At 51.9% G+C, this 14,026-nt stretch carries 11 protein-coding genes; 5 read left to right on the top strand and 6 right to left on the bottom strand.

Annotated features, from left to right (window positions below; translation table 11 throughout):
* Nucleotide 1: 1 nt before the first annotated feature.
* Entirely contained in the window at nt 2-1,162 is a 1,161-nt protein-coding gene (locus tag ACTJKZ_RS11805; protein WP_161736972.1) for an efflux RND transporter periplasmic adaptor subunit, read from the bottom strand.
* A 170-nt stretch (nt 1,163-1,332) separates the two neighbouring features.
* Nucleotides 1,333-2,223: a transcriptional regulator gene (locus ACTJKZ_RS11800; protein ID WP_161736973.1), complete on the bottom strand. Its 891-nt coding sequence runs from the start codon at nt 2,221-2,223 to the stop codon at nt 1,333-1,335.
* Between the two features lie 591 nt (nt 2,224-2,814).
* On the opposite strand from ACTJKZ_RS11800, the gene ACTJKZ_RS11795 reads away from it, so the two are divergent.
* Nucleotides 2,815-3,924: an SDR family oxidoreductase gene (locus tag ACTJKZ_RS11795; RefSeq protein ID WP_285088622.1), complete on the top strand. Its 1,110-nt coding sequence runs from the start codon at nt 2,815-2,817 to the stop codon at nt 3,922-3,924.
* 72 nt (nt 3,925-3,996) lie between these two features.
* Here ACTJKZ_RS11795 and ACTJKZ_RS11790 read toward each other — a convergent pair whose 3' ends face one another.
* A complete protein-coding gene (locus tag ACTJKZ_RS11790) occupies nt 3,997-6,171 on the bottom strand; it encodes a TonB-dependent siderophore receptor (protein ID WP_202605063.1) in 2,175 nt (724 codons plus the stop codon).
* 276 nt (nt 6,172-6,447) lie between these two features.
* Here ACTJKZ_RS11790 and ACTJKZ_RS11785 point away from each other — a divergent pair, with 276 nt between their 5' ends.
* Nucleotides 6,448-7,587 (top strand): site-specific integrase, encoded by a 1,140-nt coding sequence (locus ACTJKZ_RS11785; protein ID WP_161736327.1) that lies wholly within the window; start codon nt 6,448-6,450, stop codon nt 7,585-7,587.
* A gap of 17 nt (nt 7,588-7,604) precedes the next feature.
* Here ACTJKZ_RS11785 and pagP read toward each other — a convergent pair whose 3' ends face one another.
* Nucleotides 7,605-8,177, bottom strand: coding sequence for a lipid IV(A) palmitoyltransferase PagP (pagP, locus tag ACTJKZ_RS11780; RefSeq protein WP_440829622.1), 573 nt, complete (start codon nt 8,175-8,177; stop codon nt 7,605-7,607).
* Nucleotides 8,178-8,620: 443 nt separating this feature from the next.
* Between pagP and fhuE the strand changes: the two genes are divergently transcribed.
* From fhuE to ACTJKZ_RS11765, 3 genes are all read left to right on the top strand, one after another.
* Nucleotides 8,621-10,843 carry a ferric-rhodotorulic acid/ferric-coprogen receptor FhuE gene (fhuE, locus tag ACTJKZ_RS11775; RefSeq protein WP_440829621.1) on the top strand — a complete coding sequence of 741 codons (2,223 nt, stop codon included), beginning with the start codon at nt 8,621-8,623 and terminating at the stop codon, nt 10,841-10,843.
* A gap of 343 nt (nt 10,844-11,186) precedes the next feature.
* Nucleotides 11,187-11,498: a type II toxin-antitoxin system HigB family toxin gene (locus ACTJKZ_RS11770; RefSeq protein WP_440829620.1), complete on the top strand. Its 312-nt coding sequence runs from the start codon at nt 11,187-11,189 to the stop codon at nt 11,496-11,498.
* Nucleotides 11,495-11,905 carry a helix-turn-helix domain-containing protein gene (locus ACTJKZ_RS11765; protein WP_161736331.1) on the top strand — a complete coding sequence of 137 codons (411 nt, stop codon included), beginning with the start codon at nt 11,495-11,497 and terminating at the stop codon, nt 11,903-11,905. The genes ACTJKZ_RS11770 and ACTJKZ_RS11765 overlap by 4 nt, the downstream gene beginning before the upstream one ends.
* Before the next feature lie 114 nt (nt 11,906-12,019).
* Here the strand turns inward: ACTJKZ_RS11765 and ACTJKZ_RS11760 are convergent, their stop codons facing one another.
* Together ACTJKZ_RS11760 and ACTJKZ_RS11755 are read right to left on the bottom strand one after the other, a co-directional pair.
* Nucleotides 12,020-12,865 carry a VOC family protein gene (locus ACTJKZ_RS11760; protein ID WP_253418136.1) on the bottom strand — a complete coding sequence of 282 codons (846 nt, stop codon included), beginning with the start codon at nt 12,863-12,865 and terminating at the stop codon, nt 12,020-12,022.
* Between the two features lie 20 nt (nt 12,866-12,885).
* Nucleotides 12,886-14,025: an amidohydrolase gene (locus ACTJKZ_RS11755; RefSeq protein WP_285088630.1), complete on the bottom strand. Its 1,140-nt coding sequence runs from the start codon at nt 14,023-14,025 to the stop codon at nt 12,886-12,888.
* Nucleotide 14,026 lies beyond the last annotated feature (1 nt).

Genomic DNA, 14,026 nt, shown 5'->3' with positions numbered 1-14,026 from the left:
ATTACTCTCCGGCCTTCATGGTCAGATTTGCAGGGGAGGCAGTTGAAATCACTGCCGCGACTTGGGTGCCGTTGCTGAGCTTATCCATGCCCTGGACAACAACACGGCTGCCGGCAGGTAATCCTTCGGCAATGCGATAGGCGCCATGGATTAATTCCCCGACGTGCACGTTGACCTGACGGGCCTGTTGCCTGTCGTCAACTACCCAAAGCGCAGCGTGACCCTCCTGAAGTGATACAGCCTGCTGGGGAACCAGCAGCGCATCGTCATAGTGCTGACGCAGGATCTCAACCCGAACAAACATGCCGGGCAGGAGTTCGCGGTCAGGATTACTCACTTCAATGCGCACCATAACGTCACCCGTTGCGGGATCGACGCTCATGCCGGAGAACAGGATCCTGCCTGGCTGGTGATAGACAGCGCCACCGGGTAACAAAATCTTTACCGGCACGCCTGTAGCGGCATTCTGCTGACTCACTGCCTGCTGGCGCAGCTGGTGGTAAACCTCAGCGGGCTGGTGGACGTCCACATAAATAGGGTCTGTCTGGTAGATGCGAGCCAGCGGGGTGCTATCACTGGCTGTCACATACGCCCCTTCGGAAATCAGAGCCTGATCAATACGTCCGGATATCGGTGCTTCAACGGTGGCAAAACTCAGATCAAGCGCTTTGCGCCTGAGCGCAGCGCTGGCCTGCGCGACATCTGCCGCCGTCTGGCGGGCATTCGCAATGGCTTCATCAAAGCTCTGACGGCTCACTGCGCCCGTTTTCATTAGTGGTCGCAGACGCGCAGCCTGCTGCTGGGCTTTGTCATTGCCGGCTTTGGCACGCAGTAAACCGGCCTGAGCACTGGCAACTTCCGCTTCAAAAGGCGCCGCGTTAATCTGGAAGAGTGGCATGCCTTTTTTAATGTCTGCGCCCTGTTCAAACAGGCGGCGCTGAATAATACCGCTGACCTGCGGCCGTATTTCTGCAGTGTGCAGCGCATTAACGCGACCTGGAAGCGTCTCGCTGACCGATAAAACCTGTGGCTGGATCACCTCAATGGCAACCTGAGGAGCAGGGGCTTCAGTTTCCATAATCGCTTTTTCATCGCAGCCCGTCAGCGCGGCAATCAGGGCAACCAAAAGTAAAGGCAGCGAAAAAAGTTTGCGGGATAACATGGATTTCTCGTCTCTAAAAGTGATAACCCATGTTATCGGACACGCGTTTATTCTCAGTTGAGGGTGTGTTGAGATTGTGTGTAGACGCTAAATTATTTAACGTTTAAAAGATGATTGCATTGCCGGGATGAAATTCAGTTTGCAATGCAATCACCTAAAAGGATCTCGCTTCAGAATAGCGTACGGCCTGAGGGCATAATATCGCACCACTGTTTTTTATAATGCCAGCCTGGGTTGTAAGCCCCCAGAGAAAAAATAAATTTCTTATCCGATGACGCCGCTAACGCTCTGGCGTGCTGAATGTTTTCCCAGAGTAAGACAGAACCCACCCCCATCGATTTAAACTGCGGGTCAATTCCGCCATTAACGTCCTCGAAATAAAACCATGATGGGCATTCAACTTTATAATTGAGGTCAAAAGCGCAGGGTGAGTCATTGATGAATAAGACTTTGCCGAAAATCATATCTCTGAACGTAGTGAACGTCTCAGTCAGGATGCTGGTGTCAGTACACGTAAGGGTGTTTTGCCACCGCAAATCGAACAGGTGCTGATAAATAGCCGACAATTCAGCAGGGGAAAAAGAGGAGACATCTTCGACTGTTCCACCCGCTTTTCTGAATCGCCGTACCTCTCCGGTACGCTTCTTAGCGGTTTTCATGGAAAAGTCGGACTTGATGTGAGCTATTTTTTTCTTAAACAGGTTGTGACGGATGCTGTTAAAAATTACGCCCTGAGAATGGGGCGATAACCGTTTGGTTTTAAAAGGGAGGATAATTTTCTCACCCGATTTAATCGGGAGGATTAAATCATCAAAAACAAAGGGAAGCTTTGATTTTTTATATTCCAGAGAGCCATTAATTGAAAATACCCCAGCAATGGGTTGTCCATGTCGCCTTTTTATATAGTACTGAATACAGACGCCTTCACGCTCAGAAAGATAGGCGAGAACACGGGGATGGGTGCATACGCTTCCCCCAAATACAGTGTAAAGCTGAGCATAAGCAGAAAGGGTGCACTCTTCCCAGCCGGTATTTTTAAGTTTTAAGTGTGTTGTAAACATGCCTGTCACCTGAAGTGCAACGCGAGAATGCGCCGGAGAGTCTGCCCGGAAATATTTTATAACGGCCAAGGGTGTAATTGATGAACATTAAACAAGGGATAAACAAGTGCAGGGATTTATAGGATAAATCGTTTTTGTTTAGCTTCTACACATGTTCTACACACAGTCTGAACTGACTCTCCATAAATAACCTACCAACAAACTTCATTCTTTAAATTAATAATAAGTTCAGGAAAAAAATTTTAAAAAAATCTTGATCCCAAATGGCAAAAATTGTTCAAATCAGATCGTGAGTTCAACAGAGAGTGTAAATATTTAAAGGTGGCACTCTGATCATGGAATATAAACAGAATCTAAATGAACAAGTTTAATGAAATATCTTCAGTCTTGTTGAGCCTGACGATAGTTATTACCTTTATACTGGTCTGGTTCTCAGGCTGAGAAGTGTTTAAGTCGTCAGTTTAGGATTTGGCGTCAAACCTTAATTTATCTTTAAGACCACCATAAATATGGTAACCACAATAATTTTTCCTGTTCGGGAAGCGTTCTGTTAATGCTTTCCTTTGATCAACCAGATTAAATGGCACTATCATGAAAAAAATCCTTATTACCGGTTCTACAGGTTTTTTAGGCGGGGCTGTCGTCGCAAATTTATTACAGAACAGCGTTAAGGATCGACTGCTGCTGCTGGTCAGAGGCGAGACCGTTGATGAAGGGTTGAAGAGGCTTACAGCCAACCTGAAGAATTTTGGCTTAAAGGAGTCAGTAATCAATTCGATAGCACCTGAAAATATTATCCTGGGTGACCTGGCATTTACGGATAATTTTATTCATGACTCACGACTTAATGACGTTACCCATGTCATTAACTGCGCCGCCGTCGCCTCATTTGGTAATAATCCTGCCATCTGGAAAGTGAACGTTGAAGGCACGTTCCGGTTTGCCGAACGAATGAGCCGGGTTGAAGGCTTGAAAAAATTTATCCACGTTGGAACCGCTATGTCCTGTGCGCCGGAACCTGGCTCACTGGTGACTGAGGGCGGACTCAACTCCAGTCGGGATCAGCATATCGTTGAATACACATGGAGTAAGGCTTCGATTGAAAAGCTGATGACAGAGAAATTGCCAGGCCTGCCACTGGTGATTGCCCGTCCGTCGATTGTGGTGGGTCATTCCGATCAGGGATGCCTGCCTTCAGCCAGCATTTTCTGGGTATTCAAAATGGCACTGGCGTTGGGTAAATTCACCTGCGACCTTGACGATCGTATTGATGTGGTTCCGGTTGATTACTGCGCGGATGCACTGGTTCTGCTGCTCGACGCAGATAACGTCATTAATGAAGTCATTCACATTTCTGCCGGAACACACAGCAGTGTTACGTTTGCAGAAATTGATGAGGCGATGGCCAGAGCGTCAGGAAACAAGGCGCTGGGTGTGGATTATCAGAAGGTGTCCTATAAACAGCTGTCAGATAGCAGAAGAACGTTTAAGGATCTGTTTGGCCCCTGCAATGAACGCATCATGCTGCGCGCGATGAACCTGTATGGGCACTTCTCAAACCTGAATGTGGTGTTTGATAACACCAAACTGCTGCAGCTTGGCATGAATAAGCCTTCCAGATTCACCGAGTATCTGGATCGCTGTGTGCTGACAACACGTGATTCAACAATTGCCGAATTGATGCAGGTCGATTTTAAGTAGTTGGGAACGAAGTAAGGGAAGAGGGTTGTTTTTCCTGAAAAAAGCGCTTCCGGCTGGAAGCGCTTCGGTTAATTAAAACGTCATGGTCAGACCCGCATAATAAGCACGGCCTGGTTCGTTATAGGTCGATGCCCCATCTGCTTCCCGGTAGAGTTGCTTATCCAGCAGGTTATTGATGCCGGCGTTGGCCCGCAGATTTTTGGTAATGTCATAATTGAAATTAACCCCGAATACCGAGTAAGCCCCGACTTCACGAGTCGACATTGAGCCATTTTCTGTGCGGGATTCCGCATACTGCCTTGGTTTCTGGCGGCCATACATTGTCCAGTTCAGGTTGGTAGAGAAATCCTGCGTCACCTGCCAGTCCAGCATGGCGTTGATGGTGTATTCCGGAATAATCGACAGCGGATTGCCGGTCTTTTTATCCTTTGACTGGATCATGTAAGTGGCATTAGTCCGCCACTCAAGTTCGTCACGGACCAGCGGTATCGTAACGTTACCTTCCAGACCTTCAACCACCGCTTTGCCGCCGTTGCTCCACTTCAGAATGTTGTTGCCATTAGAGGCGTAACCCAGCACATCGGTCCCGGCGACGATCTTGTTCTTATAATCATTGCGGAACCAGGTAAGACCCGCCACATATCCACTCTGACTGAACTCAATACCCAGCTCTTTATTGACGCTGACTTCAGGATCAAGATTTTGATTGCCCAGCAGATAGCAACTGCCACGTGTAATGTTGACCGGACAACCATTACCTCGTGTAGCCAGTAAATAGCCTTCGCTGGACTGATAGAGGTTAGGGGCTTTAAATGCACGGGCGATACCGGCTTTCAGGGTAAAACTTTCTCCCAGCGCCTGAGAAATATTCAGCGACGGACTCCAGTTAGCCCCAAAGGTATCGTGATAATCAAAGCGCAGACCCGGGATCACCTCAGTACTGTCGGTCGCGGCGATATTATCTTCGAAATAGAGCGAACTCAGCGTCGCACTGTTTTTACTGTTGCGGCTGCCCGCATCACCACTGATACCGTCAATCGAAACGCCTGGCGCACTGGTGCCATTCATGGAGTTGGGATCGTTCAGCTCATCACGGTTCCACTCGGCGCCCAGCGTAACGGTCTGTTCACGCAGCAGTTCCAGCGGGAAGCTGACTTCACCTCCTGCCCGGTAACTTTCAAAGCGGCTGGTCGAAAACGTACTGCTGTTGATTCGGCCTTCGCCCGCGCCCGCGGTGCCTTCGTTCAGACGGGTGTTATTGGTCTTCTCATAGTTAAAAGTCAGTTTTGACTGTCCCCAGTCCCAGATGCCATTGTGCGAGAGGCCCCAGGTCTGACGGTAAAGACGATTAGTTTCCGAGCCGTCGAGAGATTCGATAAGCTTATTACCGGCTCCGTTACTGTACTGGGTATCCCCGGCGTAAATATTGCCCTGACGACTGTAGCCATAGCTGAAATCCAGCACCTGCAATGGCGTAATCTTCCAGGACAACACGCTATTGATGTCTTTATTGCGAACGCCTTCACGACCGGCCGCGCCGGAGCCGTTATGCGACTGATTGATATCGAAAGCATCGCTGTCGGTTTTATTGATGTTGCCATAAAGCCGCATAGTCAGTGCATCACCCGCCAGCGGGCCACTCAGGTTAAAGTTGGCGCGTCGGGTTGCCCCTTCTTTATCATCTTCCGGCTGGTTGGTGTAGAGCGACAGCGATCCGCTCCAGTCATTTGTCGGACGTTTGGTAATGATGTTAACCACACCCCCAGCAGCGCCTGAACCGTAACGGGCTGCCGCTGGTCCACGAATAACTTCAATCCGTTCAACCATTTCCGGCGGTACCCAGTTGGAGTCGCCACGGGAATCACGCTCGCCGCGCCAGCTGTAACGCACCGAATTGCGAGAGGTTGTTGGCACACCGTCGATCAGAATCAACGTGTTTTCCGGTCCCATACCGCGAATATCGATTTGACGATTGTTACCGCGCACACCATTGGCGCTGTTACCGGTAAGATTGACGCCCGGCATTTTACGGATGATGTCGGAGAGGTCGTTGACCGGCGGATTCTTTTCAATGTCCTGTGAGGTAATCACTGAAACACCGGGCTGCTGTTTTAATTCCTGCTCCGCGGTGACCAGCATTGTTTCATCATCAGCCAGCCTTTCTGTCTCCTCCTGAGTAGCGCCGTTAGCAGAAGTACTTAACAAACCTGCCAGCAGCAGAGCGGCAGGGCGCTTATGGACACGCATGGTTACATTCACTTAGAAAATCTCCCTGAATTATTAAGGTCTGTAAACAAATGCGTATGGTAATGATAATAGTTATCATTGTATATCTCGTTAAGGCATTTTTTACATCCCCTGACAGTGGGCTTTTTATTCATCAGTCTGATCACGCAGATGAGCAAAACAGCGCATAAAAATGCTTCTTTGTCATGACCCGAAAAGTTTCTCAGAATGCCTCAGAATACGTCATTGTGACTCCAGACTTATTAGGTCTGGAGTCATAACTTAACGATGGGTAGAATGGCGGCTTTTAAACGGGCAACAGGTAATAATGTGATAACAGATTCGACAATAACCACAGCGCGTTCAGCACATGTTGGCCGTCATGTCCTTATCTGGCTGGAGCAGGTTAAAGCGGCTTCGCTGAGCGAACTGGATAATTTTGGCGATGAAGGCACGGTAGAGCAGGTGATGAAGGTCTGGGTAAAACTGTCACTGTTGATCAGCCGGCGGCGTCCTGAGATCGCCATTTCGTCTCTGCTGAAACATGTTCTGCCCAACATCGGATCGCAGCCGCTCAAAACGCTGAACCGTTTGCGCCTTAACCGGCTTTACAACATCCTGATTGCCGACGGTAAAAAGGAGGAGGCGCGTCGGGTGTTCGCGCTGACCAAACAATTTCTCGCCTGGGCCGAGATGCAGGGCTATCTCGATCATTCGCCTATTGCCTCGATGAAAAAACGGGATGTCGCAGGCCGCGCTACGCCACCGCGCAATCGGCAACTCACCGATGCGGAAATCTGGGTTTTCTGGCACGGTCTGGATAACTGGGCATTATCGGAACAGGCACGCTGGGCGCTGCGCTTATGTCTGGTCAGCGCCCGACGGCCGGATGAGATTGTGCAGGCGCAGAAAGGGGAATTCGATCTGCAGTTAGGATTGTGGATGCAGGGCACCCGTAATAAATCACAGCGCGAGCATGTGTTGCCGATTTCACCGCTGATGCGGCTGTGCATCGAAGCGTTACTTAATGCTGCCGATCCGGATTCGCCCTGGCTGGTGCCCGCACCACGCGATCCCCAACAGCCGCTGTCAAAAGGTGCGCTGAATCAGGCGCTGCGCCGGATGATCCGCGCTCCGCGTGGGCTGGGACTGGAGCCGTTTACCCCACGCGATCTGCGCCGAACCGCCCGATCAAAACTTTCAGCCCTCGACACGCCTAATGATGTCGCCCGCAAAATCATGAACCATGCGCTGGAGGGGATTGATCGGGTCTATGACACCCATGACTATCTGAGCCAGATGCGTAGCGCAATGAATACCTTTTCAGATGCGGTTAAGCAGATTATTGAATGCGAAAGTTATCATCTGCTGCGACATCGCTATGATGGCGAGACCCTCACTTTGAGCAATCTCTCCATCATGGCGATGTCACGCTAAGGCTGCGGTTTTCACGATCAGAAGTGGTAGCGCAGCCAGGCAAAATAGACGTTACCGTTATTATGCGTACCCGGTATGTAGGTCATCTGGAAATCGAGATCGCCATAGCCGATTGAGGCCAGCGGCAGCAACGCAGGCACCGGTATATAGTCCCAGTTATGCCGGGCGGTAACGCCTGCCGTGTAACCTGCACCCCAGTGAAAATTCTGGTCAGCCAGCGGACGCCATGTGGCTACCCAGCCATAACCTCCAAAGGGCTCCCATTTATTGAAGGAGTCTTTGAACGCCATTAAATAGATGCCGTTCCAGTTGCCTTTTTCATCGTAGCGGGAAATCCCCCCGCCTGCGCCCCAGGGCCTTTCATTATATTTATTGATGTGTTCCCGATCGTACGTGGCACGGTTGTGCCACGTAATCGCAGGCAGATAAAAGTCGATTCCCTCTGGCTGCTGCCATGTTGTGGCAACCTTATCACTTAAGCTTTCCCAGCCTGCGCTGACATTCTGAACCAGTGTGGCGGAGTGAGCTGTAAAAGCAGTGAGAACGGTGGTTGTCATCATCAGCGCTTTAAGAGTTGAAGTTTTGCGCATGTGCGAATACCTGTTAAGTCTGGTGTTAAATAAGGAAATAAAAGCTTTAAGACGAGTATTGTCGCACAAAGAGTGGCAACTTAAGGTCAATGAGCGGTTGATGCAGGATTTTATAATTAATAAAAGCGATGTGGCATTTCTGCTGCTCAGATCGTTTGTTTATCCATCGGCTATTTTAAGACTCTCTCCTTAATAGCAGGCTTTGAAAAAGCTTAACGTGCAGACGATATCCTGAAAAAAATCGCATTATTTGTTAACAAAATCTTGCAATGATAATCGCAATGCGTATATTTCTCATTTGCTTTGAAAGTTCATCACACCCGCGCACAGGCGCTCACGGAAAGGGTTTCTGGTTCCTCAAACCCAAAGCAGGGCAGCGATGCCCGCAGGATGCAAGGTCGTGACAGTGGCAGCATAAAAACATAAAGATAATTGAGGAATTAATGAACGCTTTCGATCTTCAGGACCCCAGGGCTACAGGGGCGTCTGCGCTGCAACGCCCATTCCGATTCTCCTTACTGGCCGCCATCATCGCCTCGTCGCTGACGCATAACGCCGCCAGGGCCGCAGAAACGTCCACACCCGCTGCCAGCGATGGTCAGACGCTAACGGTCAGCGCGTCAGCCGACAATGCCGTGACAACGTCACCGCAAACGGATTACAGCGTTCCGGTTACCCGTGCTGGCACCAAAATGCTGGGCACCGTACGTGATGTGCCGCAGTCCGTCAGCATCGTCAGTACTCAGCGTATGGCCGATCAGCAGCTCCAGTCACTGAATGATGTGCTGTCCAACACCACCGGCATTCATGGTATCAGTGGCGATATGGACCGCACTAACTACTATGCGCGTGGTTTTTTGATCGACAACTACATGGTTGATGGCATTCCTACCGCCTTTGCGGAGCGCTGGAATCTGGGCGATGCTCAGACCGATATGGCGCTGTATGAGCGCGTTGAAGTGGTACGCGGGGCGACCGGGCTGTTGACCGGGCCGGGCAATCCGTCTGCTGCCATCAACATGGTGCGCAAGCACGCGGACAGCAAAACGTTCGGTGGCACCGTTTCCGCCAGTTACGGCAGCTGGAACAAACAGCGCTACGTGGCCGATCTTTCCACGCCACTCAGTGAGTCCGGCAATGTTCGTGGCCGCATGGTCGCCGGCTGGCAGGACAACAACAGTTTCATTGAGCGCTACGGTGCTAAAAAACAGTTTTTCTATGGCGTGATTGACGCCGATCTCACCGATTCTGCCACGCTGTCGGTGGGTTATGAGTTCAGCCAGGTCAATACAGACTCCACAATGTGGGGCGGCGCACCGCGCTGGTACACCGACGGCACGCAGATACATACCCGACGCGGCTATAACACGGCGCCAGACTGGGCCTACAACGATAAAGAGAACCGTAAAGTCTTTGTGAACCTGAAGCAGGACTTCGACAACGGCTGGAACCTGACGTTAAACGGCACGCACACCGATATGCGTCTGGACAGTAAGCAGATCTATCTTGATGGCTATTTTGATCGCAGCACGGGTGCGGGCGTCTCTTCCTATGCCAATTATCCTGTGGTGGGCGGAACCGGTTATAACACCGGGAAGCGCAAAGTAGATGCCGTCGATGCCTTTGCCAGCGGCCCGTATGAACTGCTGGGCCGTCAGCACGAGCTGATGGTGGGCGTCAATTATACCCGCCAGGATAACAAGTACTTCAGCACCTTTGAGAATATTTCCTCTGAGTCGCTGGGCAACTTCAACGATTTCAATGGCCAGTACCCGGAATCTGACTGGACGCCACGTCTGCCCGCCAGTGATACCCAGCTGGTTCGCCAGAAGTCGACGTACATGGCGACCCGACTGTCGCTTGCCGATCCGCTGCACCTGATCCTCGGCGCACGCTACACCAACTGGAATCGTGAAACGCCAGGCGGGGAAGCGGAAGAAAATAACATCACCCCGTATGGCGGGCTGATTTATGACTTTGCTGAAAACTGGTCTGCTTATGCCAGCTATACCTCGGTGTTCCAGCCTCAGGATTATCGTGATGCCAGTGGCGCTTATCTGTCGCCGGTTATTGGGAAAAACTACGAAGCCGGGCTGAAATCTGACTGGATGGACAGTCGCCTGACTGCCTCTGTTTCTGTATTCCGCACCGAACTGGATAACGCTGGCGAGGCGACCACCCAGACCATTCAGGGTTCAGGTGATGTGGCCTACATTGGCCGTAAAGGCGTAGTGAGTCGTGGCGTCGAGTTTGAGGTCAATGGCGCATTGACCGACAACTGGCAGATGACCTTTGGCGGCACGCGCTACATAGCGGAAAACCGGGACGGCAGTACCTTTAATCCACAGTTACCGCAGACCAGTTTTAACCTGTTCAGCAGCTATCGCCTGCCGACCCTGCAGCAGCTTACGCTGGGCGGCGGCGTGAACTGGCAGACACATATCTGGAACGACGTCGGTGGACCGGAAGGCAACGGCACATGGCGCGCCCGACAGGGCAGCTATGCACTGGTTGATCTGTTTGCCCGCTATCAGGTGAACAAAAATCTGTCGCTGCAGGGCAACCTGAATAACCTGTTCGACAAAGAGTATGACACCAACGTGGCCAGCTCCGTTGTCTACGGCCAGCCACGCAACTTCGCGGTAACCGCCAGCTATACCTTCTGATTTATCTGCGGGTAAGCCTGTGAAAAACGCCTCGGTTGAGGCGTTTTTTTATCCAGCCAGCTATCTCTCGCCTCTGTTGGCACAATTTTTCCAGAAAAGATTTCAGAGCACAGGCAGGATTATCGTCCGACAGAAAACTGCAATGTTGCCTGTGCATTTCGATGATTCTTATCAGTAACCCTTCATCCATTCTCATATTGGTGAAGCTTCTGCCAGATTTTTACATCAGCTTAAGGCGCATTAAGTACTCGGGAACCAGCAGGTTTCTGCGTTTCTGGCTTGTCAACGCTCAGCCGTCTTGAGAAGATGGTTTCCATAATGGAAACAGTCAGGAGCCAATGGAATGCATGTTATTTCATGCGTGCCGTTTGACGAGGCGGCCAGAAAATATCCCAATGCAGCGGCAGCACTGGATCTGCTTTACCGTCACCTCAGACAGGGCAATTTCAGTGGTCCTGACGATCTCAGGGCGCTTTATGCAAGCCTTGATCGTATGAAGTATCGCGCTAAATGGTGGGTCATTGACGTCAGTGGCAACCATTTGCGCGTGATATTCTTCGCGGATTTTGAGCGCAGCAAAATCTTCATCAAACATATCTGCACGCACGCTGAGTACGACAAGCTTGTTAAGAAATATCGGGAGGTAACCGAATGAATACTGAAGCTATCAGGCTGTCAAACCAGCTGGCAGAAGCGGTGCCGCTGCTGGCCGGCAGCAACCAGCGACATGATTATCAAGAAGCACTGGAACTGGTCGAATACCTTATTGAACATGAGCCGGATAATCCGCTGGTAGATTTGCTTTGTGCCCGCATTGCTCATTATGAAGATAATGATCCTGCGATGGCCGACTTCAATAGCCGCCAGCGTGAAATCAGCACCGGACCTGGCGTTCTGAGGGTATTGATCGAGCAGCACAACCTCAGCCTGAGTGACTTCGAAAATGAAATTGGCAAAAAGTCGCTGGTCAGCCGAATCCTCAGCGGCGATCGTCAGTTGACCGTGTCACACATACGGGCGTTGTGCGCGCGATTTGGCCTGTCACCATCGTTGTTTTTTTGATTTAAGACGACGCCAAACGCCGACCGAACGCCAAAAGTGATTATGACGTATCACTCCGATTGATAAAAAAACGCCTCAGCCGAGGCGTTTTTCATCACAACGCAGGCCCGTGCTTCACGTAAAACGCAGGGCCAGATTAAATCCTTCACCTGACTCCACGACAATCGCCTCAGGGTGCTCCTGAAACGCAATATCACCTGCCTGCAATGCGATTCTGACCTGCGCGAGATCGCCGGTCTCAAAGCCCAGCGCGACCATGCGGGCGCTACCATCATAGTCTTCGGGCAGCGGACCAAAGCGACGTTGCGCATACTCTGCTGATGCAAACCGAACTGTGGCGGCACCGGCGCGCAGGACAAAGGCGCCTTCAGGGCAGGCAAGCACTGTTGCGGCACCAAAGAGACGACTATAGACCTGAGCCGAGTGCGCCGGGTCCTGCGCCACAATGACAAATTCACTGATGTTCCGCACGCCATTGGGATGGCGTTGCCAGGCAGGCTGCCATACCGCTTCAGGCGTCAGATGCTGGCAAAAAAAGCTGCGGCCATTGGGTATCAGCGAAGGGCGCAGTCGCACGGTACGAAAGCGCGCCTCAGTTACCGTACCGTCGGGCAGATCGACCGGGCGATGAAAAGAGGCGGGTGGATCACCATCCAGATCCTGACGTTCCAGATGCTGAAACTCACGGTCGGCGTCACTGCTTTTCCATACCAGGCCACTCAATCCTAATGGCGACTGCCAGAGATCGGCGCGCTGGCTGCCTTTACCGGATTCATAACCAAGTAGTTCAAGATAATTTTCGCCAAAGATGGCCAGATGATTGCTCGAACCCAGCGAATGATGACCGCGTTCTGTGAGCTGAAAGCCAAGCCGCCGGAAGCGCGCACTGGCGCTGTCGAGCTGGTCGGCAACGTTAATCACCGCGTGATCCAGAATCGGTTGCGGAACCGGAACGGACATCGCTGCACTCCTTTTCCTGGTCATTGCGCCGCCACAATCTGCAACGCGCGCGGGACCAGCTGCGTGAAGTATTCTACTGCCGGGCCGATCAGTGCTTCATCCGGATCGAAGGCGGCGTGATGCAGGCCAAATTCGCTGGCGCTACCGATACTGACAAAAGCGCCCGGCACCTGTTGCAGATAGAAGGCAAAATCTTCTCCGCCCATCTGCGGTGACTCAGCATGCTCCGCGAGATAACCGCTCTGCTGTGCGATTTCCAGTGCCAAATCCACCCAGCCTGGGGTGTTAATCAGGGCAGGTGGCCCCTCGGTCCACGCCAGCTCCGCGGTCGCGCCAAATCCGGCGGCGATGCCCTGAATCAGCGAGCGGATGCGGTGTGGGATCTGCGCCCGGATCTCACCATTGTGGGTGCGCACGGTGCCTTCCAGCTCAACGCTTTGCGGCAACACGTTCCAGGTATTTCCGGCGGTAAAGCGCGTCACGCTCAGCACCACCGTCTCTAGCGAGCTGAAAACCCGGCTCGGCAGCGTCTGTAAAGCGGTCACAATATGGCTGGCAATCACAATCGAATCGATGCCCTCCTGCGGTCGTGCCGCATGCGCGCCTTTACCTTCAACGCGGATCACAAAGCGATCGACGTTGGCATAAAACGCGCCCGCCCGACTACGCAGTGTACCGAGCGGCAGGTCGGGCGCATTGTGCAGGCCAAATATTGCCTGTACGCCTTCCAGCGCACCGGCATCAATCAGCTGACGTGCGCCATCAAACGTCTCTTCGGCGGGCTGAAACAGAATCCGTACACGGCCTGTCAGCGAGGCTTCCTGCTGTTTAAGCTGCAGGGCAACGCCCAGCATCACCGCGCTGTGAAGGTCATGACCGCAGGCGTGCATGACGCCCGGCGCCTGAGATCGCCACGGGCGATCGGTGATTTCATCAATCGGCAACGCATCAATATCCGCGCGCAGGGCAATCAGTGATTCACCGTGACCAATTTCTGCCACCACGCCAGTTTTCAGTCCCAGCGGCAACAGCCGGATACCCGCCTGTTCAAGCCAGCCGGCAATACGCTCAGTTGTGGCAAATTCATGGTTTGAAAGTTCCGGATGCTGATGCAGTTCGCGACGCCACTGCACCAGTTGTTCAGTTAAAGGCAATGTCATG

The sequence above is a fragment of the Pantoea sp. 22096 genome (assembly GCF_052045955.1).
Lineage (GTDB): Bacteria > Pseudomonadota > Gammaproteobacteria > Enterobacterales > Enterobacteriaceae > Pantoea > Pantoea alfalfae.
The sequence above is the reverse complement of the archived record's forward strand: the minus strand, read 5'-3'. Positions and strand labels throughout refer to the sequence as shown.

Bases quoted from the DNA above. Each gene is read 5' to 3' on its own strand.
- ACTJKZ_RS11770 (WP_440829620.1), top strand. From the start codon at position 11,187: ATGCATGTTATTTCATGCGTGCCGTTTGACGAGGCGGCCAGAAAATAT.
- pagP (WP_440829622.1), bottom strand. From the start codon at position 8,177: ATGCGCAAAACTTCAACTCTTAAAGCGCTGATGATGACAACCACCGTT.
- fhuE (WP_440829621.1), top strand. From the start codon at position 8,621: ATGAACGCTTTCGATCTTCAGGACCCCAGGGCTACAGGGGCGTCTGCG.
- ACTJKZ_RS11785 (WP_161736327.1), top strand. From the start codon at position 6,448: ATGGCGGCTTTTAAACGGGCAACAGGTAATAATGTGATAACAGATTCG.
- ACTJKZ_RS11760 (WP_253418136.1), bottom strand. From the start codon at position 12,865: ATGTCCGTTCCGGTTCCGCAACCGATTCTGGATCACGCGGTGATTAAC.
- ACTJKZ_RS11800 (WP_161736973.1), bottom strand. From the start codon at position 2,223: ATGTTTACAACACACTTAAAACTTAAAAATACCGGCTGGGAAGAGTGC.
- ACTJKZ_RS11790 (WP_202605063.1), bottom strand. From the start codon at position 6,171: ATGCGTGTCCATAAGCGCCCTGCCGCTCTGCTGCTGGCAGGTTTGTTA.
- ACTJKZ_RS11755 (WP_285088630.1), bottom strand. From the start codon at position 14,025: ATGACATTGCCTTTAACTGAACAACTGGTGCAGTGGCGTCGCGAACTG.
- ACTJKZ_RS11795 (WP_285088622.1), top strand. From the start codon at position 2,815: ATGAAAAAAATCCTTATTACCGGTTCTACAGGTTTTTTAGGCGGGGCT.
- ACTJKZ_RS11805 (WP_161736972.1), bottom strand. From the start codon at position 1,162: ATGTTATCCCGCAAACTTTTTTCGCTGCCTTTACTTTTGGTTGCCCTG.
- ACTJKZ_RS11765 (WP_161736331.1), top strand. From the start codon at position 11,495: ATGAATACTGAAGCTATCAGGCTGTCAAACCAGCTGGCAGAAGCGGTG.